Source organism: Prochlorococcus sp. MIT 1304, assembly GCF_047305015.1.
Classification (GTDB): domain Bacteria; phylum Cyanobacteriota; class Cyanobacteriia; order PCC-6307; family Cyanobiaceae; genus Prochlorococcus_A; species Prochlorococcus_A marinus_E.
The window spans coordinates 839,327-862,984 of record NZ_CP138974.1 but is presented as its reverse complement, the minus strand read 5'-3'; the positions used below and the strand labels follow the sequence as shown (position 1 = coordinate 862,984).

At 29.9% G+C, this 23,658-nt stretch carries 36 protein-coding genes and 2 tRNA genes; 13 read left to right on the top strand and 25 right to left on the bottom strand.

Annotation, left to right across the window (positions count from 1 at the left end; translation table 11 throughout):
* The first annotated feature begins 9 nt into the window (after positions 1-9).
* Entirely contained in the window at positions 10-1,176 is a 1,167-nt protein-coding gene (locus tag SIB45_RS04825; protein WP_011862422.1) for a glycosyltransferase family 4 protein, read from the top strand.
* On the opposite strand, the gene proC is transcribed toward SIB45_RS04825, so the two are convergent.
* From proC to aroQ, 10 genes are all read right to left on the bottom strand, one after another.
* Entirely contained in the window at positions 1,173-1,985 is an 813-nt protein-coding gene (gene proC, locus SIB45_RS04820) for a pyrroline-5-carboxylate reductase (protein ID WP_011862421.1), read from the bottom strand. The two genes, SIB45_RS04825 and proC, sit on opposite strands and share 4 nt — an antisense overlap.
* Before the next feature lie 7 nt (positions 1,986-1,992).
* Positions 1,993-2,568: a cell division protein SepF gene (locus SIB45_RS04815; RefSeq protein ID WP_011862420.1), complete on the bottom strand. Its 576-nt coding sequence runs from the start codon at positions 2,566-2,568 to the stop codon at positions 1,993-1,995.
* A 150-nt stretch (positions 2,569-2,718) separates the two neighbouring features.
* Positions 2,719-3,354, bottom strand: coding sequence for a YggS family pyridoxal phosphate-dependent enzyme (locus SIB45_RS04810; RefSeq protein ID WP_011862419.1), 636 nt, complete (start codon positions 3,352-3,354; stop codon positions 2,719-2,721).
* Positions 3,355-3,357: 3 nt separating this feature from the next.
* The gene (locus SIB45_RS04805) at positions 3,358-3,624 is read right to left on the bottom strand and encodes a PII-interacting protein PipX family protein (protein WP_011862418.1); all 267 of its coding nucleotides are present in this window, start codon (positions 3,622-3,624) and stop codon (positions 3,358-3,360) included.
* Between the two features lie 18 nt (positions 3,625-3,642).
* A complete protein-coding gene (locus SIB45_RS04800; RefSeq protein ID WP_011862417.1) occupies positions 3,643-4,557 on the bottom strand; it encodes an energy-coupling factor transporter transmembrane component T family protein in 915 nt (304 codons plus the stop codon).
* Positions 4,557-5,930, bottom strand: coding sequence for a ribosome biogenesis GTPase Der (der, locus tag SIB45_RS04795; RefSeq protein ID WP_011862416.1), 1,374 nt, complete (start codon positions 5,928-5,930; stop codon positions 4,557-4,559). Before der ends, SIB45_RS04800 begins: the two co-directional genes overlap by 1 nt.
* Positions 5,931-6,004: 74 nt before the next feature.
* Positions 6,005-6,490, bottom strand: coding sequence for a DUF1823 family protein (locus tag SIB45_RS04790; RefSeq protein ID WP_011862415.1), 486 nt, complete (start codon positions 6,488-6,490; stop codon positions 6,005-6,007).
* On the bottom strand, positions 6,490-7,245 hold the full coding sequence (gene cobI / locus SIB45_RS04785; RefSeq protein ID WP_011862414.1) for a precorrin-2 C(20)-methyltransferase: 756 nt from the start codon (positions 7,243-7,245) through the stop codon (positions 6,490-6,492). The genes SIB45_RS04790 and cobI overlap by 1 nt, the downstream gene beginning before the upstream one ends.
* A 16-nt stretch (positions 7,246-7,261) precedes the next feature.
* Positions 7,262-7,870, bottom strand: coding sequence for a tRNA-(ms[2]io[6]A)-hydroxylase (locus SIB45_RS04780; RefSeq protein ID WP_011862413.1), 609 nt, complete (start codon positions 7,868-7,870; stop codon positions 7,262-7,264).
* The gene (gene aroQ / locus SIB45_RS04775; protein WP_025971782.1) at positions 7,871-8,311 is read right to left on the bottom strand and encodes a type II 3-dehydroquinate dehydratase; all 441 of its coding nucleotides are present in this window, start codon (positions 8,309-8,311) and stop codon (positions 7,871-7,873) included. It abuts the gene before it with no gap.
* Positions 8,312-8,413: 102 nt separating this feature from the next.
* Between aroQ and SIB45_RS04770 the strand changes: the two genes are divergently transcribed.
* The 5 genes from SIB45_RS04770 to SIB45_RS04750 all read left to right on the top strand — a co-directional run bounded on the left by SIB45_RS04770 (position 8,414) and on the right by SIB45_RS04750 (position 9,433).
* Positions 8,414-8,495, top strand: a tRNA-Tyr gene (locus SIB45_RS04770).
* A gap of 10 nt (positions 8,496-8,505) precedes the next feature.
* A tRNA-Thr gene (locus SIB45_RS04765) sits at positions 8,506-8,577 on the top strand.
* An 88-nt stretch (positions 8,578-8,665) separates the two neighbouring features.
* The gene (locus tag SIB45_RS04760; protein ID WP_025887487.1) at positions 8,666-8,857 is read left to right on the top strand and encodes a hypothetical protein; all 192 of its coding nucleotides are present in this window, start codon (positions 8,666-8,668) and stop codon (positions 8,855-8,857) included.
* A 225-nt stretch (positions 8,858-9,082) separates the two neighbouring features.
* Positions 9,083-9,220, top strand: a complete 138-nt coding sequence (locus tag SIB45_RS04755; RefSeq protein WP_011862410.1) for a hypothetical protein — start codon at positions 9,083-9,085, stop codon at positions 9,218-9,220.
* Between the two features lie 27 nt (positions 9,221-9,247).
* A complete protein-coding gene (locus SIB45_RS04750; protein ID WP_011862409.1) occupies positions 9,248-9,433 on the top strand; it encodes a hypothetical protein in 186 nt (61 codons plus the stop codon).
* Here SIB45_RS04750 and SIB45_RS04745 read toward each other — a convergent pair.
* From SIB45_RS04745 to SIB45_RS04715, 7 genes are all read right to left on the bottom strand, one after another.
* Entirely contained in the window at positions 9,430-9,732 is a 303-nt protein-coding gene (locus SIB45_RS04745) for a hypothetical protein (protein ID WP_011862408.1), read from the bottom strand. The two genes, SIB45_RS04750 and SIB45_RS04745, sit on opposite strands and share 4 nt — an antisense overlap.
* A gap of 478 nt (positions 9,733-10,210) precedes the next feature.
* Entirely contained in the window at positions 10,211-10,495 is a 285-nt protein-coding gene (locus tag SIB45_RS04740) for a DUF3764 family protein (RefSeq protein WP_011862407.1), read from the bottom strand.
* A 44-nt stretch (positions 10,496-10,539) separates the two neighbouring features.
* On the bottom strand, positions 10,540-10,887 hold the full coding sequence (locus tag SIB45_RS04735; protein ID WP_011862406.1) for a hypothetical protein: 348 nt from the start codon (positions 10,885-10,887) through the stop codon (positions 10,540-10,542).
* Between the two features lie 130 nt (positions 10,888-11,017).
* On the bottom strand, positions 11,018-11,311 hold the full coding sequence (locus tag SIB45_RS04730) for a hypothetical protein (protein WP_144038812.1): 294 nt from the start codon (positions 11,309-11,311) through the stop codon (positions 11,018-11,020).
* A gap of 419 nt (positions 11,312-11,730) precedes the next feature.
* A complete protein-coding gene (locus SIB45_RS04725; RefSeq protein WP_011862403.1) occupies positions 11,731-12,108 on the bottom strand; it encodes a hypothetical protein in 378 nt (125 codons plus the stop codon).
* Positions 12,109-12,178: 70 nt separating this feature from the next.
* Positions 12,179-12,646, bottom strand: coding sequence for a cupin domain-containing protein (locus tag SIB45_RS04720; RefSeq protein ID WP_011862402.1), 468 nt, complete (start codon positions 12,644-12,646; stop codon positions 12,179-12,181).
* An 81-nt stretch (positions 12,647-12,727) separates the two neighbouring features.
* A complete protein-coding gene (locus SIB45_RS04715; RefSeq protein WP_011862401.1) occupies positions 12,728-12,871 on the bottom strand; it encodes a hypothetical protein in 144 nt (47 codons plus the stop codon).
* Positions 12,872-13,053: 182 nt separating this feature from the next.
* Between SIB45_RS04715 and SIB45_RS04710 the strand changes: the two genes are divergently transcribed.
* Entirely contained in the window at positions 13,054-13,239 is a 186-nt protein-coding gene (locus SIB45_RS04710) for a hypothetical protein (RefSeq protein ID WP_032515599.1), read from the top strand.
* Between the two features lie 18 nt (positions 13,240-13,257).
* On the opposite strand, the gene thiD is transcribed toward SIB45_RS04710, so the two are convergent.
* Positions 13,258-14,037, bottom strand: a complete 780-nt coding sequence (gene thiD, locus SIB45_RS04705; protein WP_011862400.1) for a bifunctional hydroxymethylpyrimidine kinase/phosphomethylpyrimidine kinase — start codon at positions 14,035-14,037, stop codon at positions 13,258-13,260.
* Positions 14,038-14,086: 49 nt separating this feature from the next.
* A complete protein-coding gene (locus SIB45_RS04700; protein WP_011862399.1) occupies positions 14,087-14,710 on the bottom strand; it encodes a TenA family protein in 624 nt (207 codons plus the stop codon).
* 86 nt (positions 14,711-14,796) lie between these two features.
* Here SIB45_RS04700 and SIB45_RS04695 point away from each other — a divergent pair, with 86 nt between their 5' ends.
* Both SIB45_RS04695 and SIB45_RS04690 read left to right on the top strand, forming a co-directional pair.
* On the top strand, positions 14,797-16,293 hold the full coding sequence (locus SIB45_RS04695; RefSeq protein ID WP_011862398.1) for an FAD-binding domain-containing protein: 1,497 nt from the start codon (positions 14,797-14,799) through the stop codon (positions 16,291-16,293).
* A 127-nt stretch (positions 16,294-16,420) separates the two neighbouring features.
* Positions 16,421-16,594, top strand: coding sequence for a hypothetical protein (locus tag SIB45_RS04690; RefSeq protein ID WP_011862397.1), 174 nt, complete (start codon positions 16,421-16,423; stop codon positions 16,592-16,594).
* Between the two features lie 23 nt (positions 16,595-16,617).
* Here SIB45_RS04690 and pip read toward each other — a convergent pair whose 3' ends face one another.
* On the bottom strand, positions 16,618-17,568 hold the full coding sequence (gene pip, locus SIB45_RS04685) for a prolyl aminopeptidase (protein WP_011862396.1): 951 nt from the start codon (positions 17,566-17,568) through the stop codon (positions 16,618-16,620).
* Between the two features lie 1,209 nt (positions 17,569-18,777).
* On the opposite strand from pip, the gene SIB45_RS04680 reads away from it, so the two are divergent.
* Complete coding sequence (locus SIB45_RS04680) at positions 18,778-18,975, top strand: hypothetical protein (RefSeq protein WP_011862394.1); 198 nt, start codon at positions 18,778-18,780, stop codon at positions 18,973-18,975.
* Positions 18,976-19,004: 29 nt separating this feature from the next.
* Positions 19,005-19,853 (top strand): CPBP family intramembrane glutamic endopeptidase, encoded by an 849-nt coding sequence (locus SIB45_RS04675; RefSeq protein WP_225866355.1) that lies wholly within the window; start codon positions 19,005-19,007, stop codon positions 19,851-19,853.
* A 254-nt stretch (positions 19,854-20,107) separates the two neighbouring features.
* Here the strand turns inward: SIB45_RS04675 and SIB45_RS04670 are convergent, their stop codons facing one another.
* Together SIB45_RS04670 and arfB are read right to left on the bottom strand one after the other, a co-directional pair.
* Positions 20,108-20,356, bottom strand: coding sequence for a DUF1651 domain-containing protein (locus tag SIB45_RS04670; protein WP_041484662.1), 249 nt, complete (start codon positions 20,354-20,356; stop codon positions 20,108-20,110).
* A 71-nt stretch (positions 20,357-20,427) separates the two neighbouring features.
* Positions 20,428-20,856 carry an alternative ribosome rescue aminoacyl-tRNA hydrolase ArfB gene (gene arfB, locus SIB45_RS04665; RefSeq protein WP_011862390.1) on the bottom strand — a complete coding sequence of 143 codons (429 nt, stop codon included), beginning with the start codon at positions 20,854-20,856 and terminating at the stop codon, positions 20,428-20,430.
* Positions 20,857-20,946: 90 nt separating this feature from the next.
* Between arfB and SIB45_RS04660 the strand changes: the two genes are divergently transcribed.
* The gene (locus SIB45_RS04660) at positions 20,947-21,297 is read left to right on the top strand and encodes a hypothetical protein (RefSeq protein WP_011862389.1); all 351 of its coding nucleotides are present in this window, start codon (positions 20,947-20,949) and stop codon (positions 21,295-21,297) included.
* 229 nt (positions 21,298-21,526) lie between these two features.
* Positions 21,527-21,871, top strand: a complete 345-nt coding sequence (locus tag SIB45_RS04655; RefSeq protein ID WP_011862388.1) for a hypothetical protein — start codon at positions 21,527-21,529, stop codon at positions 21,869-21,871.
* Between the two features lie 98 nt (positions 21,872-21,969).
* Here SIB45_RS04655 and SIB45_RS04650 read toward each other — a convergent pair whose 3' ends face one another.
* The 3 genes from SIB45_RS04650 to SIB45_RS04640 form a co-directional block, all read right to left on the bottom strand.
* Positions 21,970-22,242: a DUF4090 family protein gene (locus SIB45_RS04650; protein ID WP_041484661.1), complete on the bottom strand. Its 273-nt coding sequence runs from the start codon at positions 22,240-22,242 to the stop codon at positions 21,970-21,972.
* A 68-nt stretch (positions 22,243-22,310) separates the two neighbouring features.
* Positions 22,311-22,760, bottom strand: coding sequence for a peroxiredoxin (locus SIB45_RS04645; protein ID WP_011862386.1), 450 nt, complete (start codon positions 22,758-22,760; stop codon positions 22,311-22,313).
* Positions 22,761-23,076: 316 nt separating this feature from the next.
* Complete coding sequence (locus tag SIB45_RS04640; RefSeq protein WP_011862384.1) at positions 23,077-23,247, bottom strand: hypothetical protein; 171 nt, start codon at positions 23,245-23,247, stop codon at positions 23,077-23,079.
* Positions 23,248-23,658 lie beyond the last annotated feature (411 nt).

The following is a 23,658-nucleotide window of genomic DNA, read 5'->3' as shown; positions in this document are numbered from 1 at the left end:
TCAATTAGTGTGGTTCATATTGCCTGGTTAGGGAAAAAATCCCCTTTTTGTGGAAATGTAACTTACGGTAATTCAACTACTAAGGAATTAAAGGCCAGAGGGCATAAAATTAGTTTTATTCATTTCGACAATCCCTCTAGTTCAAATTCATCAAACCCATTATTTCTTGCAAATGATCCTGATGTAAGTCTCCCGTATTTAATTAAATCTCAAGTTTATACAATACCCTCGCCAAGGGCAGAAAAAGAGCTAAGGCTATCATTGGAAAGATTAAAACCTGACATAGTACATGCAAGCCTAACTTTATCTCCTTTAGACTTTAGACTTCCAGAGCTTTGTAATGAAATTAATGTTCCTCTTATAGGAACATTTCATCCACCATTTGATGCAAAAAATAGAAATCTAACTGCGAGCACTCAACAATTAACATATCAACTTTATGCTCCCTCTTTAGCAAAGTTCGATAAAATAATTATTTTTTCTGAACCTCAAAAAAATGTTCTTGAGAAATTAGGAGTACCTAAAGAAAAACAAATAATTATTCCAAACGGCGTTGATGAAAATATTTGGAAACCTTTTTACGAAAAAAGTAAAAAATATGCTCAAGTAAAAAACAAACTTGGAAACGAAAGAATCTTTTTATATATGGGAAGGATTGCAAATGAGAAAAATATTGAGGCACTTTTAAGATCTTGGCGCCAAACAAAAACTCATAATTGCAAATTAGTTATTGTTGGTGATGGACCAATGAAGCCAACACTTCAAAATAGTTTTTCTAACCTGGGTAATGAGAAATTAATTTGGTGGGGTGCCGAATTAGATTTAGAAACTAGGATAGCAATAATGCAAATAGCAGAGGTGTTTTTCTTACCAAGCTTAGTAGAAGGTTTATCATTATCACTTTTAGAGGCAATGTCTGCTGGTACAGCTTGTGTAGCTACCGATGCCGGAGCTGATGGCGAAGTTTTAGATAAAGGAGCAGGAATAGTAATTTCAACTGATAATGTGGCTGCACAATTGAAAACTATAATCCCAATTCTTGTGGAACATCCGTCATTTACAAAAGATCTTGGTGAAAAAGCTAGAGAACGAGTACTTGAGAGATATACAATTACTAAAAATATAAATTCACTTGAAAAAGTTTATACAAACTTAAAAGATAATTATAAAACCTAACGAAACTCTTTACTTCTATTACTAGCTGAAACTATTGATTCAATTAATGCTGACCTTACACTCTTTTTTTCTAAAACCCTTAAAGCAGAAATAGTTGTTCCACCCGGAGAGGTTACTAAATTTTTAAGCTCAGAAGTAGTAAGTTTTTTTTCCTTTATTAGACAAATAGTCCCTAGTATCATTTCCATAACAAGTTCCTCTGAAATTATTTTTGGTAATCCCCCGCTTAATCCTCCATCACTTAATGCTTCTATAATTAAAGCAATAATTGCAGGACCTGATGAAGTTAAAGCTAAAAATATATCAAGGTAATCTTCAGTAAATTCATAAATCTTACTAGTATTTTCAAATAATTTTTTTGTAAATTGTTTCTGATCTTCTGTGATTTCTTTACCCCAAGAAATCCCTGTTAAACCTTTTCCAATAGTTATTGGAATATTTGTAACCACTCTCACACATTTATGATTAGGAAACTTTTGAGCAAGTCTATTTATTGAAACTCCGGCAAGAATAGAAACTATTAAATTGTCCTTATTTTTTATATGATAGGCCTCACTTATGTAATTTAATTGTTGGGGTTTTATCGAAAGAAGTTTATATTGACAATCCCAAATTATTTTTGACTCTTTAGAACCTGATTTATAAACGTTTATATTATGTTTATAATTATTTTTTATTTTTTCTAAACTTTTTTCAGTATTTACAACACAAAAAACATTTTCTGGCTGAATTAATTTTTTATCTAATAGAGGGGTAACTATAGCACTTGCAATATTTCCAAAACCAATTACCGCAATTTTATCTGTCACAGATTAATCATGAATAAGCACTTAATTTAGAATTACCCCATGCTGGTTCAGGGGTTGTATTTTTGCCCAAACTATATTGTGGTGTTTTTTCCGTAGATACAGAAGAAGGAGAAGCTTCTTCTGGGGAAGAACTAGTTACATTTACACAACTTGGAGCAAAAAGGAAAATACTTTCACCGACTCTCTCTTGATGTCCATCAATTGCATATGTGCCCCCAGCAATAAAATCAACCGCTCTTTGAGCTTGATCAGGATCCATCATAGTTAAATTTAGTATTACAGTTTTTCTTTCTCTTAATGCTTGTATCGCTTGAGGCATCTCATCAAAACTTCTTGGTTCCATTAAGCTTACTTCTGAGGATGAATTTGAGATTCCAGGCATACCAACTACTTTTGATGATCTGTTGTTATTCATAAAATCGAATGGATTGGAATTTGCAAGGGCATTTGCATTCTTTGGATTTTGTTTGAAATTATTAATATCATTTAATTCATCCTCTGAAGCATAATCCAACTCATCAAAATCATCCTCGAGATACTCATCCCCTGCAACAACTGCCTTTAATCTAGAAATAAGTGACACCTTTTAAATCCTCTTGAAATTGATTACTAAGGTTTAAGAACCTTAAGTAATAGATCCATTTTTTAAATGAATAAACTACCTATACTTAAATAACGTTAGTTGAACTTAACTGCAAGTTTATAGATAAGATTTTTATAAAAAAATAACTAATTAGAATCTACCTCCAAAAATCAATGATCCTAATCTTAACCAAGTAGATCCAGCGTCAATAGCTTCCTCCCAATCACCAGACATCCCCATTGAACAATCTGGTAGTTGCAGTGAATCAGCGAGAGCACGACATTTTTTGAACAAGCCTGAATTTTCTTTAGAGCTAAGTCCTTTAGGATTGATAGTCATCAAACCGGTTAATGAAATATTTTTCAACTCTTGAATTTCCCTCCATTTCATTATTAAAAATTCAGGATTAAAGCCTCCTTTGGTAGGGTCATCACTCAACTTAACCTGCAACATTATTAATGGATTTTTCTTCTCTTCACGTGAAATATTAGAAATCTTTTGCAATTTTTCAAATGAATCTACTGAATGAATGTATTTAAAATTTTGAACTATTTTTCTTATTTTATTACTTTGTATTCTTCCAATAAAGTGCCAATTTATTTGTTTATGATCTTTTAAGGTTAATTGTTTTTCAAGCGCCTCTTGAACCTTACTTTCACCAAAATCGTTCTGACCTATATTTTGAATAGTCTTGATTTCTTGACTTTTAAATCCTTTACTTACCGCAAGAATATTTACATTTGAAGGAATTTTATTTTTTATTTCTAAATAATTTGCAGGGTTCACATTTTATAAGAAAGTTTGCGTAAATAAATTATCCCATTTAGATAGTTCTTCAGATCCTTTTCTTCTAGCTTTTTGAAGGTTTAATTCCGCCTGATTACGAGCATCTAAGTAAGGTATAACTTCAAAAAAAACTTCTCTCTGTCTAACTTCTACCAAAAAAAACATTTTTTGAGCATATAAAGTCGCATAAATATCTCTCCCATCATTTTCAGGAGAGACTTGGTATAACATACCAAATGTTGGATGGTTTAAATAACGCTCAGAACTCAAACCTAAATATTGTGTTATTTATAATGCACCATACAGTTTTCTAAGAAAAATTGCTATGCAAATAAAACAAATCGATAATGTATTAACAATTACATTGAGTGATTTTGAAGGATAAAGAGTTCTAAATCTGTTGGTTTTAATAATAATATTTTTTTTTGAAAGTAATGATTCTGCTCCATGATCGATTCTCAGAAAAATATTTTGAAATAACCTCTCCACTAAGATTAACAAAACATTAAAAGATTTCTTTAATCCTAAATTACGAAAATTTATTGATCTAACTGACACTGATTTAATGATATTTTGAAGTTCTTCCTGCACTAGAGGAATAAAACGTAATGCAATTAACAACTGAAACAGCCACTTACTAGTTGGCAATCCAATCTTTCTTAAGGGATACATAAACCAACTTAATCCCCATACAATGTCTTCCTGCAATGTGGTCAAAAGCATCAAATTCACACTATGAATAACGGTAAATATCAAAGTGGAGGTTTTTATTCCTAGTTCAAAGGCTTTTCTTGATAAGTTATAGGGACCAAAATTAATAAACCATATCTTCTGCGAAGGAATTTGCAAAATATTCCATTCTTTTTGGGTCTCCAGTACTACTTGCAACTCATTGGGATTTCTCAAATAGCCATCAAGAGATTGAATATCAGAAGAGGCAAGAATTGATATACATCCAATTAAAAGTGACAAGCATGAGAGAAAAAATAATGATCGCCACCATACTCTAGATGGCAATAAACTTAAAAAAGTAACTAATAGTAAAAAACCAACTAAACTTAATCTCCATATTGGACCTGCCCAGATTGGAGTGATTAAAAATATCATTACAATAATTATTTTTAATCTACTATCTATAATTCTTAGCCAACTTCTATTACCATGAACGTATTGACCAACAGAAAATTTGGTTAGCAAATTCATTAATCTTTTTGAATTAACTCAATATTTTCTCTTTCGACTTCTTTATTTAAAGCTCTTTGCTGTTTTCCTCTCCAAAGTAAAATGAGGGGTGTGCCTTCAAAGCCTAAATTTACTCTAATTTGTTTTTCAATATATCTTCTATAAGTTATTCCAAATAATTTAGGGTCATTTACAAAAAGAGTAAAAGTGGGAGGTTTGTTCTTTACTTGAGTACCGTAATAAAGCCTACCTTGCTTGCCGCTTCTCTTCGTTGGAGGACTTTTCCAACTGATTGATTCTTTAAGTACTTCATTAACTACAGATGTTGTAACTCTTCTTCTATGTTGATTTACAGCATTAAGAGCATGCTCAAAAATATTATCAACCCTTTGACCAGTTAGGGCAGATATAAAAATCATTTTTGACCAATGTAAAAAATAAAGTTTAGATCTAAGTTCTTTTTCTACTTGGTAAATTGTTGAACTATTTTTTTCTACAAGATCCCATTTATTAACAACAATTATGCAAGCTCTGCCTTGTTCTTCTATGCGCCCAGCCAGCTTCTGGTCTTGATCAGTTACTCCATCAATAGCATCTATAACTAAAACACAAACATCACTTCTATCTATAGATTTAAAAGCCCTATTAATACCAAAAAATTCAGTCCCATATTTAACATTTTTCTTTCTTCTAATCCCTGCAGTATCAATAATTTTCCAATGATTATCACCTTTTTTAATGAGCGTATCTATTGAATCAGTTGTCGTACCACTAATATCACTAACTATTGCTCTTTTTTCCCCACAGATTGAATTTAACAAACTAGATTTACCAACATTAGGCCTACCAATAATAGACATCATTATCTTTTCTTCATCATCCTGGATATTATTTTCAGGAAGTTCGCCAATAACGAGATCTAAAAGATCTCCAGTACCTGAGCCATGAATAGCTGAAACAGGGTTAGGTTCGCCCAATCCTAATTTCCAGAACTCTGAAGCTAGGGATATTCCTAGAGTAGTCGATTCACATTTATTAACAGCAACAATTGTTTTACAACTTGAGTTTCTTAACCATTTTGCTATTGATAAATCACCATCAGTAACGCCTTGATTCCCATCTACCACCAGTAACGCGAGTGAAGCCTCTTCTAGAGCTAAGAAAACTTGTGTCCTTATCTCTGGGAGAAATTCACTATCATCATCAAAAACTAAACCTCCAGTATCAACTATTTGAAATTCCTTACCTCCCCATGAAGCATTTTGATAAGTTCTATCTCTTGTAACACCTGGCTTATCAAATACTATTGCATCATTACTTTGGCAAAGACGATTAACTAAGGTAGATTTCCCAACGTTAGGTCTTCCGATAATTGCTATTGTAGGAAGAATCAATTCTTCTCTCCAAAGAAAGTAGTATCTATTACAACTATACCTTTAATAGAATCATTTACCTTTTTCAAAAAAACTTATTTAATTTGTGGATCGCCAAAATGTCCCTTAACTGGATTAACAGGGGGTGAACTAGGACTTGGCATTAATCCACTATCTTTTGAAAAACAATCATTTTCAATCGCCCAATAAATCAACCAATTTACAGCCGTCGCTCTTCTAGTTCTTCTTGGATAAAGTTCATTAATCCTATAACCTTTAAAATTGAGAAAATTTTTCAATCCCTGTTTATATTCTTTTGGAATTGATCGAGTCAAATGTATTGAGGCTGGTCGCTCTGAAATGATTTGAGGAGCTTTTTCAAATTTTTCTGACCAATAAGAAGGAGTTAATGCGCTAAAGGCCCAATCATTTATAGATAGTTCTTTAGTATAAAAAAGTCTTTCCCAAACCAATTCACAAACAAAAACATCACTAACCCTATCTTCGAGAACAAGAAATAATAGATCCTTACATATTGGCCATGTAAATTTATTTTCAACTAATTTTTCTTTTTTATACATTAATCGAACCTTATCAAAATCAAAGAAAAATAAGGCATAAATTCCTTATTATATTGTGATGCATATTGAATAATTTGATCAGGCATTCCAACACTTAAAGCTATTAATGTCGTATTGATGATATCCTCTTTTTTTAAAATTTCCCTTACTAAATTCCATCTTTTGCCAACTTTCATAATGGCCAATACCATTTTTTTTTCCTTACTTTCCCTAATTAGGGTTGTTAATTCAGATTCTGAAGAAGGGCATTCTTTGATGATCAATGTCTCGCCTTTTTTTACCAAATCAAAATCATTCAAAGCTGCTGCCGCTGAAATAGAGGAAATACCAGGTATTGTTTTGGTAATAATTTCAGCATGATTATTTTTTATTAACCTCAAGATATTAGAAGAACTTGCAAATAGTGAAGTATCTCCAAGACAAAGTAAAACAACTGATTCGCCATTTTGTATGGATTTCACAATTTTTTCTACAGCATTAGACCATATTTCATCAGGATCAAAATCCTTCCTAGCCATTGGAAAGATGACAGGGATATTTTTTTTAAATTTGGTGTATTTCTTGACTATTTCCGCAGCAAAACTCTTTTTATTATCATCTGCTATTGGAAAAAATATAACTTTCGCTTTTTTTATTGCATCTACAGCAGCAATTGTTAAAAGCGATGGATCTCCAGGACCTACACCAACGATGGTGAATGTTGGTAAATCAGTTTTATATGGATTAAGTAAACTTAAGAACTTTTTTATTATCATTTTTATTTTATTAACTTTAGCTATGTACCCTTGGCAATATAAAAGTTTCAGCCAGTATTGCTGACTCAATTTCAGACAATTCCTCTAACCTTTTGAAAGTTTGATCTTTAGAGAATTTAGTTTGCGCTAGTTTCCAGTAAACTCCAAAATGCCTTGCCTCACTCTCTAGCAGAGACTCATAAAGGGATTTAAACGATTTATCTTCATAATTCAACGCAAGCAAGCTTAATCTTTCATGACTTCTTGCTTCAATAAGTCCTGCTATTAAGAAACTATCAAGCATTCTATTGGGCTCTTCCTTTCTTATATTCTTGGACAACTCAGCTCCATATGGTGGCGGTTTTAAGGACTCAAGAGAATGTCCAAGATCCTTTAAAAAATAAAGTATTTTTTCAAAATGCTCTAGTTCCTCTCTCGCTATTGGACTTAAAACTTCTGCCAGATTTGGTTCTGATGGATATCTAAACATCAATTGAATAGCTACTCCTGCTGCTTTTCTTTCACAATGAGCATGGTCAATAAGAATATCTATTGGATTAGATAATGCGAGTTTGATCCACTCATCTGAGGTAAATGACGATAAATATTTAATATGAGAAGTGGGCCTTTTAAAATCGACTAGCATTTAATCTTTAATACTCAAATATCCAATAATTCCTTCAAGAGCTAAGGAATAACTTGATATGCCGAATCCACTAATAATTCCTATAGCTTTATCTGTAAGAAAAGATTCTTTACGAAAATCTTCTCTACTGAAAATATTTGAAATATGTAACTCTACAAAAGGAATTTTCGATCCAATTAAAGCATCACGAATAGAAATCGAGGTATGAGTAAAAGCACCAGCATTTATAAGAATACCTTGGATACTTTTTACAGACTCCTGAATTTTATCTACTATTTCTCCTTCGTGATTACTTTGAAAACATTCAAGATTAATACTTTTTTCTTTAGCAACTTTAGTTAAATCTTTTTCTATATCACTCAATGTTTTATTACCATATATTTCAGGTTCTCTAGTGCCCAAAAGATTAAGATTTGGTCCATTTATCAATAAAATATTCATCATCAATAAAGTCTTTTCTTTACAAATGCTATCTAGAAAGAAACAAAAAAACCAAAACAATTTCACACAAAGTGTCCATTAACTGATAAGTTCAAATAGTGGGGGTCGGTGCCCGAGTGGTTAAAGGGGGCGGACTGTAAATCCGCTGGCTCTGCCTACGTTGGTTCAAATCCAACCCGGCCCACTTTAAAATTGCCCTTGTAGCTCAGCGGTAGAGCACTCCCTTGGTAAGGGAGAGGTCTCGGGTTCAAGTCCCGACGAGGGCACTTGAGCAATTGATTAATATAACTGAGATCTCGTAGATAAGCATTTTAACTAGAATTCAAATATATTTAAAATAATTTGCTTTTAGTAATGCCACTATCGTCATACCGGATGCACAAAATATATATTGCAGCAATCATGAATTATGGTCTTGGTTCTGATGATCCAGAGGAGTTGGCCTACTACAACAAAATCAGAAAAGAGATGGATGATATGAAAAGACAACCAATTAAAAAAGGGATTTTTCTAAATTGGGATACCCCAGAAGGAATGGATAAATGAACCTGAATACTTTTTTATTAATTGATGGGAGTTTGATGCTTATTGGTCTACCTTTATTGATGATTCTTAAAGGCAAAAATTGATCAAAATTTCATACTTTTTATCCATATTTAAATTAAATTGTTGATCTTTTATCCGTATATGGGAGTACCTCAAACCGTACATATTTATTAGTCGAATGGCTTCTCTAACTAGTTAGAACATAGATGTAGTCGTCATGAGCAAATGTCTACGAAATCCACACTAAAAGAAGATTATAAATCTGAGATTGAAGAAAGATCAGAAGAAGAACTTCTTGAAGAAGAAATCAGGAATCAGCAAACATTGGATAGCTTTGTTGAATCTGATAAAAACTGGAGCTGATTAAATTTATTTTTTTAGGAGAAAGTTATGAACTTAAAAAGATCACCATTCTCAATTCTGGACAAAGACAAAAGAGAAATGGACTATATCAAAGGAGTTTACAAGAGAAAAATTCAAGCTGAAATTGAATCTTATAAAGATCCCGAAGATGAAGATAAGAGAGATACAATCCAAGCTCAAGACATATTAGTGCTTGATAGGATCTCAATCTAGTTATTCTTTTTTTTCTTCTTCTTATCCTTTTTTTTCTTCTTTACCTTTTCATAAAGTTTATCAGCCTTCTTTTCGATACTGTCCAGCTTACTAGAGATTTCTTTTATAGCTTCTGCTTTTCCTTCTTTAACTACAGTATCTTTTACCCCAATAATTTTAACTGGCTCTCCTTTGACTACAGTATCTTTTGTCTCTTCAGTTTTAATCCCAAACTTACCTTTAACAAAATTGGCTATAAAAATAAGAACAGGTACATGAGCTAGACCGCCTATTACTATTCTTGTTTCTGAATAAGCCATTTAATAGTTATGTGAATTGAGATATTTAAGCATAAATTTAATTTTAAATTCCTTTTTATTAAGCCAATAAACATTTGTAATCATCTCTTGATTCGTAGATCAATAATCTTGCTATTAATTAAATAGAGACTTTTTTAGAAAATGCCATTAGACGTATTTCTAATGAACATGTGTGTTGTGGTAATAGCGTTGCTTATCAGAAGAGAAATCAAACTTAAGAAGGCGAGATAAATTATGAAAACACAAATTTTAAAAGAGCATTACATTCCAAATATCCATGCTATTACTCTTTTACTAATGCTTCTTCTATGCTTGTGGTTACCGCTTGCACTCAGACTCTTATTAATAATTTAGTCGAACTAATTACTTAATACTCTTATCCTAAAATCAGCTATATCCTAATTTAGTTTTTAAAGATCTTATATGGGACTCCTGTTCCGCATTAAACTTGTATAAATTTGCATAGTTACTTTTTCGACTAATCAGAAACCCAACTTGTGATTTTCGTTGTGCTATAAATATGTCCTCCAGATTCTATATTCTTAATGGTTTCAGGATCTGAAAAAACATGCTTAGCCACACCTTCTTCAGCTTGATGAATAACAATAACTTCTTTTGGATCAATTAAACTTTTGCCACGATATAGAGGAGTAAGTCCTACCGTTTTATGAAATTCATCTATCTCTGGACTATCAAACATTTTTACCCACTCCTCAAATGTATTTGAAAGTTTAAAGGTGAAAACAGTAGTTTCAATAGTCATAACAAAAGGCTAATTTCTTCTTATCTTAGATCGACTGTCAATAATCAAGAAAAAACTGGTGGATAAGGTGTTTGTCCATTCATTAATGATATGTCAATTGGTTTACAGATATTCATCAGAGCATCTTGTCCGAAACCTGGTCCAGAGGGGCCGTCTATAAACTCTTGAAACTCCTCAGCTGAAATACCCTCTTTTACTTCCCAAAAACAATATACAGGACCAGTTTTAGTTACGGCATTTGCAGAATGGTTAAAAAATCCTTTTTCTTTATTAGCTGCTACCGCATCATCCCATCCACCACCTGGTGACATTGCCGCATAAGCTGTATCCCACCATTTTTCGGCTTTTCCTGCCTTAAATTCATGATGAACAATATAAAAAGTTGATGCCATAAAAATAATATTTGAGCTGATAATATAGTTACTTGATATAAGTAAAGGGAAGATTAATTTATTTTGAATTCCTAAATAAAAAGGGGGCTAAAAGCCCCTAGCGATCGACTGTCAATGTATACAACCTAAATCAGAATCCAGATATTGCTTCGTAGAAATCAGCGTCTGGCAGTATTTCCTTCAAGGGTTCAATCTCCTTGGCGGGGCCTTGGACCTGCACAGTAATATCTGACACTTCAAAAAGCTTGGGAATCATATGTCCCATATTTTTGAGATGAAATAAAGCGGCGGCACCATCTTTATATGCCTCTCTTACATAAGCCTTATTTGAACCGCAAGAAGTGATATTAAAAAAAAGACAGTCAGGTTCATTAGCTTTTGTCAGTACCAAAATTTCTTCTAAAAGAGCTATGCACTGGTCCATCTTCCCATCCTTGATTGTGAAGTGGGGATGGATAGAAACCATGGTTGTATCTAGAGACATTAATTTATAGATATTTCTTCTATCTTTCTAGCAACTAATCTTTATGAAAAAGTTAAAAATATGAATTATCTAAAAATTAAGAATGTTAATTTGGTATCGCTTGTACCGTTTATATGTTTTTTGAAAGCTATTAATTGGATATGAGTTATTTTGCTGAACCAAACCATATTGAATATGATGCATGGTTCGATGAAAACATCGACCCAGTGGATCTTGTGAATTACTCAGATGAAAAGGAGTTCAGTGATTCGGTACACTATAAGTTCCATAAGATGTCCACTAGAAATTTAACGATTGGCTCTTCTGATAATTTTCACTTTTAAATAAAAGATTTTTCACTCCATAGATATTTATGAATCTTACGCAGAATATGTTCCATCACTTTCTCTTCTTGCCTTAGCTAATACAATTTCATCTACAACTTTTTCAATCATGAAAGCACTTTTTTTGCCAAAACATTTTTCTTTTTTAATACTCTCAAAATCATTTGGGATTAAATCATTATGTTCACAACAGTCGCATTTAATATCAATTTTCTTACCTCTGAAAACCTCTAAAGCTCTTGAAAAAATCCATTGCTGAACTGAAATACTTTCCCAACTATCAAAATTCGACCATTCATCAAAATCCCTATTAAGGATGCCTTTTAATCCATCAGCCTGATTTACATACACTAAGTATGAATCTTTCCTTGGTTCATCATAAATACCAATTGTTTTGACAGAATTTTGATTCATTAAATATAGATTGATTGAGTAGCCTTATAAATCTAGAGGATAATTTCAAAAATATAAACAAAAAAATGTCTCAAATAAGATCATTAATTGCTTTATCCAATCTAGAAGTATGATTTGTATTTCTGAGTAATTCAAAATCCTTAAAATCAAAGCCAGGGCCAACACAACAACTCACTAAAGTAAATTCGCCTGTACTTTTTGCAGCTTGCCAATATCCAGATGGGATCATTTCTACTGGATTATTGGAATCTAAAATTAAATTTCTTATTAACTTATTATCATTATCTAGGCACCATAAATTCAGAGGATCGCCCCTTAAATAAATCCAAATTTCATCAGCATTTTTTACTCTGTGCCAAGCACTTTTTGCATCTCTCTCCAAAAGATAATAAATTCCCGTAATAAAGTTTCTACTTTGGCCATCTTCTCTTATTAGAGAATTCTCACTCCTTACTATCTCTCTAAACCATCCACCCTCAGGATGAGGAGATAAATTGAATTGTTTAATTATTTCTATATTTTTTTTATTAGAATTCACATCAAAAAATATCTTTTAAATTTCTCTTATACTTAAAAGCTAACTGAAAAAAAATGAAAATAAACTATATTTTCTAAAAAATTAAGCACAAATAACTGACAAATCTACAAAATTTTTATTTTCATCTGCCAATTCAGTAATGATTCTATTGAGCCATTCAGAGGTCGTTTCACAATAGCCTACATTTAAAATAGTTTTTTGCTTTGATGTTTCTTCTTTATTCATAGTTAAAGTATTTTTATATAAATTAGTCTTTAATTAAATCTATGTGAATAAGTCTTAATTACTATCTATTTTAAAAAGTTATCTTTAATACATATTTAAGAACTGCTAGTAAACAAATAAAATTAAATCGTTGACAAGAAAATGTATACAAGTAAGAGTAGAAAAAATTTATTATTTAACCTATGAATAACATCAAGATTGAGGAATTGATGAAAGTAAGGTTCGATGGTATTGCTAATAGAATTGGGCAACTAAGCAAAAGGGAGAGTGAGTCTTTATTACTTGAGCATCTTGAGTGGTTGGAGGGAGGATGGGAGACTGAAGAAATCTTATTTTTAAAAAAGCCCTACAGAAAATGGTGGTTCTAACTCCACTTCTATAAATAATTAATGATGGCCTAAGGGACCAGGGCCAGAGCCTATTTTATAAGAATTGTCTAAAGATTTCTCAACAAATAATTTCGCTTTTTGTATGGAATCAAATAGATCAAAACCTAAAGCCTTGTAACCACAAATAGCAGCACTCAAAGTACAGCCGCTACCGTGGGTATTTTTTGTATTTATAAAATTATTAAATAGCCACTCTTTTCTACCATTTAAGTCAAGGAAAAAATCCTTCCCTTTCATATCTTTTAAACCGCCACCTTTTATAAGTACCGCTTTAGCTCCAAGACCAATAATTTTTCTCGCTGAATTTTCGATATCTTCTTTACTCCTTATTTCTAAACCAGACAGTAGATTTGCTTCATAAATATTTGGAGTTACCAAATCAGCAATTGGTAATAAGAGTTTTTTATAAGCATTAATAGCAGAATCTTCCAGTAATTTAGAACCAGTTCTTGTCACCATTACTGGGTCAATAATTTTGGTTATTTTGTATGTATTTAATTTTGAAGCAGTATCATTAATTATACTTTCATTTAATAACATTCCAGTTTTTAAGGCATCAATACCAAAATCAGCAAATAAAGTATCTAACTGATTTAATAAAGTATTCTTCTCTACTGGTTGAACGCATGTAACCTCTATACTATTTTGTGCGGTAATACATGTAATAGCAGAACATCCATGTACTTTGAGGGCCATAAAAGTTCTCAAGTCAGCCTGTATGCCTGCTCCACCCCCGGAGTCACTACCGCCTATTGAAAGTGCAATTTTAGAATACATAATTTATTAACTTGTTTTTGAAAGTACTATAAGTACATTTAAATTTAAATCAGAAATCTGAATATGCATTAAAAAAATCTAACTCCAATTCCATAGCTCTCCTGTATAAATATTTGGCCTGTTTAATATCATATGTTTCTTTATTAGTCTCAATAAGATTTTCTAGTGAATCTGCTAGCTTTTCAAAGCTCTCATCAGAATAAGTAATTATCCATTTTTTATATTTAATGTCAAAATCCTCCTCATACAAACTTTTTCCTATCCAAGAATAAAGTCGCATACATGGAGTCATTGCAAACATTATTTCAACGGAGCTGAGTCTTTTGGAAGTATCATCAAGAAAATCTGTATAATTTTTAGTAGCTTTTTTTATATAGTTATTAGAGAAATCAATATCCCATTCTTTTGCATACGTTTCATGAAGTATTAACTCCTCTGAAACGCCCATTAACAGTTCACTTAACTTCCTTATTGAGTACTTATCTTTTGATTTGGAAACAGCAAGACCATAAGCCTTAGCAAAAGTCTCTAAAAAGAAATAATCTTGAGCTAAATATTCTTGAAATATATTTTTAGGGAGATTTCCATTCTTTAAACCTTGAACAAATTTTGTATTTAAACTTAGTAAAGCAATCTCATAATTATCCTCCCAAAGTTTTTTTGTTATTTTCATTTTTTTGATTTTTAGTTATTCTAAAATTTTTTATATTTTTTACCTACAAACTTAATCTTATTTTTCTAGGATTAAAAGAAAAAATTATGAAAGGAATAAATATCTTATGGTTTAAGAAAGATTTAAGAATTTTTGATAACGAAGCTCTCTGTGAGGCTATAAAAGATAATGATATTTTACCTATTTATATTATTGAGTTAGATATTTGGAACCAAAATACTCATTCAGATAGACAATGGCAATTTTGCAAAGAAAGTTTAATAGATTTAAGAAATGCACTTGCTGAGATTGGACAACCATTAATTATTAGGACTGGGAATGTTATTAATATATTTGATGAAATTAGTTCAAAATTTAAGATCAAAGGTTTATATAGCCATCAAGAAACCGGAGATTGGCTTACTTATAAAAGAGATCAAAAAGTAAGGGAATGGGCTTTAAGTAAAAATATTATTTGGAAGGAATTTCTACAATTTTCAGTTTTCAGAGGAAATTTAGATAGGAATAATTGGTCTAAAAAGTGGCAAAAAAATTCTGAAAAAAACTTACTTAAAGCACCATTAAGAATTAATTCTATTAACTTAAATATTGGAGAAATACCCTCAGACAAAATTTTTTCCTTTAAAAAAGAAACTTGTCCAGGAAGAATGCAAGGTGGAAGAAAGAAAGGTTTAGAGAGAATGCAATACTTCTTTAGTAATAAATTAGATTCTTATTCAAAAGATATATCTAGCCCAGAAAAATCATTTGATAGTTGTACAAGACTATCCCCATATATTTGTTGGGGATGCATTTCATTAAAAGAAATTTTTAAAAGGGCAAATATATCAAAAAACAATAATTCTAGGATGTTAAAAAGCAGATTAACTTGGCATTGTCATTTTATTCAGAAACTTGAAAGTGAACCAGAACTAGAGTTTAGGGAATACCATCCTTTTTTTAAAAATATTAGAGAAAAAAATAATGAATTACTTTATTCATGGAGTTCAGGTAATACGGGCTTTCCTTTTATAGATGCATGTATGCGTTCATTAAATTTCAATGGATGGATTAACTTCAGGATGCGAGCGATGTTAATGTCTTTTGCTAGCTATAATTTATGGCTACCATGGCAAGATTCAGGTTCTGAATTAGCAAATAAATTTGTAGATTATGAGCCTGGAATACATTGGAACCAATGCCAAATGCAATCTGGAACTACGTCTATAAATACGAATAGAATTTATAATCCTATTAAGCAGGGAAAAGATCATGATCCTCAAGGTAAATTTATAAAAAAATGGATACCAGAATTAAAAGATATATCACTTAATTTCATTCATGAACCATGGCTACTATCTATATTTAATCAAGAAGAATATGAAAAAATTAATTACATAAGACCAATAATTGACATCCCAATTAGCACTAGAACTGCAAAGAAGAAAATTCAGGAAATCACTAAAAAGGATGGATATTGGGATATCTCAAAAGAAATTTATTTAAAGCATGGCTCAAGAAAAAGGCCTAGAAAAAACATAAATAATAAAAAAAATGTTTCTAAGGAAAAGGAAAAACAATACGAACTGAAATTAGATTTCTAAATTTTATTGTCAGAAATTTCCAGTTTCCTTTTATCGCCTAGGAAAGTTTTTTAAATTTTGAAATTAAATAAATAATTCCACGATGAACTAATGCAAGCTTTAATGTATTTATTAGATTTTATTAATTATGTCTGAAAGATTTCAATGGGACGATACCAATAGTTCTGGTATATGGTGGAGTACTAATGTAAGTATTAGAGATGAATGCATTTTGCTCAAAGAAGATACTCAATGCGAAGATTCTGATATCGTCGAACTTCTTAGGAGTATTGCACAAAATATTGAAGATAATGGCCTTTAATTTTTAAAGGAATATTTTCTCTTTTAGAGATTTTGAATTCCTTTTATAGCTTTTATTAATTCTTTAGTAATGCCCTTTTCACTCATTGAATGACCAGCATCATCAACAATAATTAATTCAGAATTCTTTAATTTTTTATTTAGATCCCAAGCACTCCTAACAGGACACACAACGTCATACCTACCCTGAATTATTTTTGTTGGAATCGATTCTATTGTTTTTATATTTTTCAAAATAAAATCATCCTCTAAGAAAATATTATTAATAAAATAATGACATTCGATTCTTGCAAAGGCATCTGAAAAAGAATTAACTTCAGACTTATCAAAATCAAATTTTTTATTTATTAAATGACTTGTTGAGAGTTCCCATTTTGTCCAAGCTGCTGCTGCTTTTGATCTAAGATTTACATCTGATGATGTTAGATATTTATAAAAAGAAGTTATCAAATCATTTCTTTCTTGTTTTGGTATCACAGAAATATATTCTTCAAATTCATCAGGGAATATCTCACTTGCACCATATTGATAGAACCACAATAATTCAAACTTTCTACATAAAAATATTCCTCGCAAAGTTAAGCTTATAACTCTAGAGGGATTTTTAATTGCATATATAAGTGAAAGTGTTGAGCCCCAAGATCCACCAAACAAATGCCAACTATCTATTTTTAATAAAATCCTTAATTTCTCAATATCCTCAACTAAATGATTAGTCGAATTTTCTTTTAATTCTGAGAAAGGAGTTGAAGAACCGCAACCTCTTTGGTCAAATTGAATAATATCGAATTTATCTGGATCAAAGTATCTTCTATATCTTGGTTGACTTCCTCCTCCTGGGCCTCCATGAATAACTAGTATTTTTTTACCATTTGGGTTGCCTGATCTTTCCCAATAAATCGTATGAATATCACTTACTTGTAAAAAACCCTTTTCACGAACTTCAATTTTAGGAAACAAGACTTGATCTTTCATTGTGAAATATTTTTAAACACTTAATAAATCCATACTATCGAAAAAAAAGTCTAGTTTAGAAGTAATTTATTAAAAAAAAAGGACTGGGGATACAGTCCTTTTTGATATTTGATTTCCTTCTAACAGGATATAAAATTACATATTTTAAAGTCTATTTACTCATAAACCTAGAATACGTGAATTCGGGGATTTCTCTCGATAATTTCAGTCCCTTTTGTCGCTAGTAATTATAAAGCGAAGTCTTATCAGACTAATTGATTGAACTTGAATTTTCGAATAATCCCATTCTCAGGAATACGCTTCCTATATTTTGGAATTTGCTAAATTTCAGGCGGACTATCAATCATTTAGATTGCCTCCGAACTCAACATTTATAAATTACTCCTTTTTATATTTTCAGTAAATCCGTAAATATGCTGATTTACTTTTTTCTTAATTTGTAAGAGGATATTAATGACCCTTTGTTTTTAAAAGATAAATATAAAAATTAAAGTCTATAATCCTTATTCATTCAGATTCCTAAAGCAAAATAAATTCAAATATTACTTTATCAATATCAGAAAGTTTATAATCTTCCACTTTCCACTCAACAAATTTTACACACTCATAAATAGAATGATTGTTATAACTGCACTTACGCCACTCTCTAATCCAATCTGCCAAGGCAAAAGTTATTTTTAGTAAGCATATTTACCAATCAGGATAATTAAAATCTAGGCCAATAAGTTCTTTATAAAATTCCCCTTCTTTTTCCTTTATAATATTTTTCAATAATCTTTTTAGAAGAAGCAATTGAGGGAATTAAATCTCCCTAATATATTGGCTCCATCGTAATTGATATAATGATTTTAAATATTTATTATTCTATATAAGAATTTAATAAATAGATTATTAATATTCATTATGGATTTCATCAAAAAGAACAAGATCTTAACACTAATGACAGTAATTGCAGTTTTATCATTTGTATTAGAAAAAGTTGGCATAATACACCCTTAAATTAATTAAGTTTATTTGATAAATACTTCCTAATGAAATAAGTAAACAGATACTATTACTGCAAAAATAAGCAATGGAGATAATAATGTAAAAATTAAAGTTGAAAGATTAATCAGCATAAATTTTAAATAAATACACAAATTTAATAAACATCACTTTTAAGCATTTGCAATAAGTAAAATTTAAATTATTAGGATATAAAAAAAACATTTGATTAAAGAAAGATATAAAGAAGAATATGAAGCGGGCTCAGACTTACTATGGCCTAGTGATAAAGAAGATAAAATAACTCGGCAATTTTATAAAGATTTATCTAATCTTTCAAAAAACATAAAGTATAGTAAAAAGAAAAAGCTAAAACTTTTTGAACAAGTAGTTAGAATAATAAGAGACAATGGCTGGGGTTAATTAATATTCAAACTAAAATGAAAAATGTAATGATGCTAATTAGAAGTTTTTTTCTATTAAGACCAAGAATTTTATCCACTATATTTTTTATTCCTATTCTTTATGGCATTGGCTGGGCTTTGTCTCAGCCACTTTTATTGTTTAATTTTGAAAAAGAAAATTTATCCTTAATTGGTACTATTATTACTTTCTTACTTTTTATCTTTTTACTCCCATATTGGTTTTATATCAAACGAAACAAATCTAGTGCTTGGATACTTCTTGGGATAACAAAAGACAAATTCTTAAAAAACTTTTTCAATTTTTCTCAAGGTATTTTATTTGCTTTAGTTTTAATAATTCTAATTCTGGTACCACTATTGCAAAAAAATTATATTTCTTGGATAGGTGAATTCTCACCAATAATATTGTTAAATTCTATTGTCCTGGGATTAGGTGTTGGATTCGCAGAAGAAATAATTTTTAGAGGCTGGTTACTAGAAGAATTAAAATTTGAATATAGCACAAAAATATCAATATCTTTACAAGCTATAATTTTTAGCTTCGTTCATAATTTATCAAATGAGGTATTTTGGAACATAGTAGGATTACGTTTGGGATTTATTTTACTTGGGATATTTCTATCATTAGTAAAAATTAGAGATAAAGGTTCTTTATGGAATTCCATCGGAATTCATGGAGGACTTGTTGGTATTTGGTTTTTATTAAATAACGGATTAATAGAATTCAAAGAAAATACACCTTCTTTTTTAGCAGGGCCTTTTACACAAAATATTCCAAACCCAATCGGAAGCTTTAGTGCAATTTTAATATTACTTTTGTTGTGTTTTTTTTACACATTAAAATCAATAAAGATTTTTAATAGACGCTTAAATTAGATATAAATACCGATTGATTTTTGATTAGTAATTGTCAGATTAAAATAAAGCTTAATACTCATATGAACTTTGAGGCAGGAATAAGATTTATTGTATTTTTAATAATTTTTGGAGTTACAAACTATCTAATGATGTTGAGAAGATATGAAAAAGACATCAAAAAAAAGAAATATTTACAACAAGAAAAAATTTCCAGGCTATACCCTAAAGGGTCATTTATTTTCTGAAATTAAAAAAGTTTTTGTAGAATTTACTCACCATTTTTTATTAGTTTTTTGCCAACCTTCATTTAACAATTTTTGCCACAATAATCTTGCTTCTTCTATGATAATTTTTTTTCTAGTTTTCATTAATGGAGGATTTTCTCCATGAATTCCCATAATAATTCCTTCTTCAATAAACATATAATCAATAGATTTATCTGAATGATCTTTATCTTTGTAGAAACGCATCACACCTACAAAATTGGAGTCAATTAACCAGAAATCATTAGTTGAATTCAATAAACCAAAATAAAATTAAATTTATCACATGTTTGATTAAAATCTGCGAGAAAAATATTTATTTAGTTGATTCATATTTGATATATTTTTTCTTTTTGTCTACTTTTTTTCAATGCACCACGTTTTTTCTTAACCTCAACTCTTTTCTTTTGTGATGCTTTAGTTGGTTGTGTAGATTTTCTTAATTTTAATGATTTATTTAAGGCATTTTTTATGATTGAACTAAATTTTATTAAAGCTAACTGCCTATTTAATAATTGATTTCTGTGTTCTTGAACCGCTAAACGCAAGCTATTATTTACTAATTTATTTTTCAAGTTTCTCTTAAGAATTTCTTTCTGATAATCATTTAATACTTTGGAATCATCTAAATCAAAAATAATCTCTACTCTACTTTCAATTTTATTTACGTTTTGTCCTCCAGGACCGGAGGATCTGGAAAATCGCCACTTAATTTCATTGGATGGGATTACTAACGTTTTAGTAATTTTTAAATCCATTTTTAGTTCTTTGGGATTTGGATTTTTAGAATAATTTCATTATTACTTTAAAACATACCTTAAAATTCGATCGGTAAATACTGGGCGGTTATGTTAGGTAAACCGAAATTCGGTGTATTTGCCGTATCAATATCTTCGGTATTTATCCTTTCATATTCCAAAGAATTATTAGATATTGAATTTGTACTAATTCAGAGGTCACTTATGTATTCAATGTTTGATCTTCTTTTTGAAACACCTTCATATCGCCCTGTATATGTTATTTCTGATAGTGAAATGAAGGAGTTAAAGAAAAGCCAACATCAAGAAGAGCTTAATGAAATTACAACACAAAAAGTAAGACTTGAAGATGCTTTTAAAGCTCAACTAAAACATCTTGAAGAGAGAGAAAAAGAAGTAAAAAAAGAACTTAAAGTACTCTCAGCCTCAAAAGATAAATAATTTATTTTTAGAGAAATTACTTTTTTCAAAGACGGTTAAAAACCGTCTTTTTTAATTCTTATAGTTTTAAAGTATCTATTAAATCCACAGATTTTAAAAATATTTTCCATAATTAAAAAATGAACAACAATAAAGAAAAAATAAGAATGTTCTTACCCTTTAGTTGGTTAATTTGTGCAGCAATATCTTTTGCTTATATTAATTCACATTTAATAAATACCTAACATAGATGTCTTATCCCTCAAGAGACGAAATACTTGCATCTTCAAAAGGGTGGGTAGCATCTTTTTTAAATTTTTTTCCTGGTTTAGGATCGGGTTACTTATATCAAAGAAGATGGAAACCCTATTTTTTTACCATCACTGCTAGTACTGTATGGTTCGCTTCAGGTATTTTTTTACAAGGTGCTTCAGAACCTTCTCAATTTGAACAAATAATTGGAATTTCTGGTCTTTTTTTCATATCAATAGTCACAGTTATAGAAGCCAACTTGGCTTTCAAAAAAGCAAGTAATAAAACAAAAGCTGAAAAAGAGAAAATAATATCCACTAACAAAAAAGGATGGTTTAAATAATTCAAAAAATTAGATCTAAAAAAATATTTTATTATTTCTCAGTTTTTTAATTTAAATAAAATTTACCATATATATCCTAAGATAATTTAAAAATTTTTTTAGTCATAAAAAAATAAAATTTCCTTTTCCTTGAGACCTTCCCATCCCGAGTCTATTAATAATTGATTCAATGTTTCTTTATTAAAATGCTTAGAACCCGTTTTAACGCATCTATTTCTCATTGATTTTTTAACACCACTCCTTTGTCTTTTATTCTCCTCATCCATAATTCTATTGTATAGATCTAGCATTTTTTGAGGGATTGGAGTACCGTCAAGATCCACTCCATTTTGAATAGCAAGATCAACAGCCTGCATTCCCATTTTCTTCATATATTTAAAAAAAAGCTGAAACTATAATAAAACAAAACTTATTAATCTAAAATTATTAGAATAATAATTTATTGATTTTGAATTTCCTTAAGTACTCTAATAGCCTCTTTAATGTGTTCAGGACCATTCAATAAATCTCTAAAAATATGCCTAACTGTCCCTTTGCGATCAATAACGTAAGTTACCCTACCATCCATAAAACCTAGTACTTTAGGAACTTTAAAAGTTTTCCTAAGAGAGTCATTCGTATCACAAAGTAATGGATATTGTAATTTATTTTTATTAGCAAATGCCAAATGACTTGAAGTACTTCCATTACTTACTCCCCAAACTTGTGCACCTAATACTTTAAATAAGTCATATTTATCTCTAAATCCGCAAACTTCTATAGTGCAACCAGGAGTATCATCTTTTGGATAAAAAAACAAAACAAGGGGATTTTTTAAACCCCTATTTGATCTTTTAACTCCATTTTGATCCAGTAAAGAAAATTCTGGAATTTTATCTCCAATCTGCACAATGATTCTTATAAAGTTCCATATTAGAGGTTAATATGTTTTTTTTGTGGCCATTAAGTAAATAACTGATATTAAAGTAAGTTTTTTTGTTTTAAAAGATACTAAAAAATTATTGAAATAAACTATGGTGAATTGAACTATGGTGAATTTATTAATTCAATAATATGGAATTAATAATTTATATTTTTTTATTTCTTATCCTTTTTTTGGGAGTTATTTTTAACTTAAAAATAACTAATTTTAAAAAAGTCAAAGAAATAAGAAACAAAGCTAAAGATTATTCAAAGAAAGAATAATTAAATATGTATTGCTAAGATTAAAATTCAATTTTTTCATTTGGAGTAAATACTGAGCAATATTTTTTTACTAAGTCCTTTGGCTGACTAGTGGAAGAATTAGTTAATTTTAATTTTAGTTTTTCTATAGCCTCTTTAGCATTAACCTCACCGAGTCGATATCTCGCACACGTATCCAATACTTTAAACATTTTTGTGGTAACGGCTTCAGCTGGATAAATAAGAAAAATTAGGTAAAAAACAATAAACAAGTACTTCATTTTTTTAAAATAGTAGATATTTAGCGAATAGTTCAATAATTTAGAAAAAATTAATGCAGAAAAAGATTAAACTTTAATAGAATAATCCAATTTGAGTTGGATCTAGGATTTCTATAAAATAACAATAAAAGAAATTAAGATAAAATTAGTGATAGTAATAAATAATCTCGGTGAAAATGAAAAAATTAATAGATAAACATAAAACTTTTATAAATTGGTACCAAAAAAAATTTAAATTGAGTGATTATCAATTACTTTGGTTAGTTTTCTTTAAAGGAGTATTAATAACAATAATATTTTTCAAAATTTTTTAATATTAATAAAGCTATTCAGAGAATGAAA

Excerpts from the sequence above, each read along its gene's own strand:
- SIB45_RS04690 (WP_011862397.1), top strand. The coding sequence starts at position 16,421 with ATGTCTGAAAGATTTCAATGGGACGATACCAATAGTTCTGGTATATGG.
- SIB45_RS04655 (WP_011862388.1), top strand. The coding sequence starts at position 21,527 with ATGTCTTATCCCTCAAGAGACGAAATACTTGCATCTTCAAAAGGGTGG.
- SIB45_RS04790 (WP_011862415.1), bottom strand. The coding sequence starts at position 6,490 with ATGTATAAAAAAGAAAAATTAGTTGAAAATAAATTTACATGGCCAATA.
- SIB45_RS04660 (WP_011862389.1), top strand. The coding sequence starts at position 20,947 with ATGTTAGGTAAACCGAAATTCGGTGTATTTGCCGTATCAATATCTTCG.
- SIB45_RS04730 (WP_144038812.1), bottom strand. The coding sequence starts at position 11,311 with ATGGACCAGTGCATAGCTCTTTTAGAAGAAATTTTGGTACTGACAAAA.
- SIB45_RS04745 (WP_011862408.1), bottom strand. The coding sequence starts at position 9,732 with ATGGCTTATTCAGAAACAAGAATAGTAATAGGCGGTCTAGCTCATGTA.
- SIB45_RS04715 (WP_011862401.1), bottom strand. The coding sequence starts at position 12,871 with ATGAATAAAGAAGAAACATCAAAGCAAAAAACTATTTTAAATGTAGGC.
- cobI (WP_011862414.1), bottom strand. The coding sequence starts at position 7,245 with ATGATAATAAAAAAGTTCTTAAGTTTACTTAATCCATATAAAACTGAT.
- SIB45_RS04650 (WP_041484661.1), bottom strand. The coding sequence starts at position 22,242 with ATGAAGAAAATGGGAATGCAGGCTGTTGATCTTGCTATTCAAAATGGA.
- SIB45_RS04640 (WP_011862384.1), bottom strand. The coding sequence starts at position 23,247 with ATGTTTAAAGTATTGGATACGTGTGCGAGATATCGACTCGGTGAGGTT.
- arfB (WP_011862390.1), bottom strand. The coding sequence starts at position 20,856 with ATGGATTTAAAAATTACTAAAACGTTAGTAATCCCATCCAATGAAATT.
- thiD (WP_011862400.1), bottom strand. The coding sequence starts at position 14,037 with ATGTATTCTAAAATTGCACTTTCAATAGGCGGTAGTGACTCCGGGGGT.
- SIB45_RS04710 (WP_032515599.1), top strand. The coding sequence starts at position 13,054 with ATGAATAACATCAAGATTGAGGAATTGATGAAAGTAAGGTTCGATGGT.
- SIB45_RS04780 (WP_011862413.1), bottom strand. The coding sequence starts at position 7,870 with ATGCTAGTCGATTTTAAAAGGCCCACTTCTCATATTAAATATTTATCG.
- SIB45_RS04675 (WP_225866355.1), top strand. The coding sequence starts at position 19,005 with ATGATGCTAATTAGAAGTTTTTTTCTATTAAGACCAAGAATTTTATCC.
- aroQ (WP_025971782.1), bottom strand. The coding sequence starts at position 8,311 with ATGAATATTTTATTGATAAATGGACCAAATCTTAATCTTTTGGGCACT.
- SIB45_RS04755 (WP_011862410.1), top strand. The coding sequence starts at position 9,083 with ATGTCTACGAAATCCACACTAAAAGAAGATTATAAATCTGAGATTGAA.
- SIB45_RS04735 (WP_011862406.1), bottom strand. The coding sequence starts at position 10,887 with ATGGCATCAACTTTTTATATTGTTCATCATGAATTTAAGGCAGGAAAA.
- SIB45_RS04750 (WP_011862409.1), top strand. The coding sequence starts at position 9,248 with ATGAACTTAAAAAGATCACCATTCTCAATTCTGGACAAAGACAAAAGA.
- SIB45_RS04740 (WP_011862407.1), bottom strand. The coding sequence starts at position 10,495 with ATGACTATTGAAACTACTGTTTTCACCTTTAAACTTTCAAATACATTT.
- pip (WP_011862396.1), bottom strand. The coding sequence starts at position 17,568 with ATGAAAGATCAAGTCTTGTTTCCTAAAATTGAAGTTCGTGAAAAGGGT.
- SIB45_RS04800 (WP_011862417.1), bottom strand. The coding sequence starts at position 4,557 with ATGAATTTGCTAACCAAATTTTCTGTTGGTCAATACGTTCATGGTAAT.
- SIB45_RS04760 (WP_025887487.1), top strand. The coding sequence starts at position 8,666 with ATGCCACTATCGTCATACCGGATGCACAAAATATATATTGCAGCAATC.
- SIB45_RS04725 (WP_011862403.1), bottom strand. The coding sequence starts at position 12,108 with ATGAATCAAAATTCTGTCAAAACAATTGGTATTTATGATGAACCAAGG.
- SIB45_RS04700 (WP_011862399.1), bottom strand. The coding sequence starts at position 14,710 with ATGAAAATAACAAAAAAACTTTGGGAGGATAATTATGAGATTGCTTTA.
- SIB45_RS04695 (WP_011862398.1), top strand. The coding sequence starts at position 14,797 with ATGAAAGGAATAAATATCTTATGGTTTAAGAAAGATTTAAGAATTTTT.